The organism is Oleiphilus sp. HI0125 (genome assembly GCF_001635355.1).
The window spans coordinates 1-589 of the sequence record NZ_LWGF01000449.1; the positions used below are offsets into that span (position 1 = coordinate 1).

1 protein-coding gene is annotated in these 589 nt (G+C 49.7%); it reads left to right on the forward strand.

What is annotated here, in order from left to right; all coding sequences use genetic code 11:
- Positions 1 to 589: phosphoribosylamine--glycine ligase (locus tag A3762_RS06005; protein ID WP_304439270.1), on the forward strand; the 589-nt coding region annotated here is incomplete at both ends.

The window sequence follows — 589 nt, forward strand, 5'->3', positions numbered from 1 at the left end:
ACTGCATAGCGATGGCGACAAGCCAAGACCATAAACGTGTTGGAAACGGAGATACAGGCCCTAATACTGGTGGAATGGGAGCTTACTCCCCTGCTCCGGTCGTTACTCCGGAAGTTCACGCGCGTATTATGGATCAGGTCATCAATCCAACCTTAAAAGGCATGGCTGAAGAAGGGAATCGTTACCGCGGTTTTCTTTATGCAGGCCTGATGATATCGCCTGATGGTCAACCAAAAGTGATTGAATTCAATTGCCGTTTTGGCGATCCGGAAACACAACCGATCATGATGAGATTAGCGTCTGAGTTGGCACCACTGTGTAGCGCAGCTATTAACGGAACGCTAGCGGATCAAACGCCTCGTTGGCATGATAAGCCCGCTGTAGGTTTAGTGCTCGCCGCAGGAGGATATCCAGCTGCATACGATAAAGGAATCGCAATATCTGGGTTAACCCTGTCTTCGAGCAAAGAAGAGAAAGTCTTTCACGCAGGTACCAGCTTAAAAGACGGTGAAGTTGTGACCTCGGGCGGTCGCGTTCTATGCGCAACAGCACTCGGAGATAGTGTTTCAGAAGCGGCAAGCAATGCTTA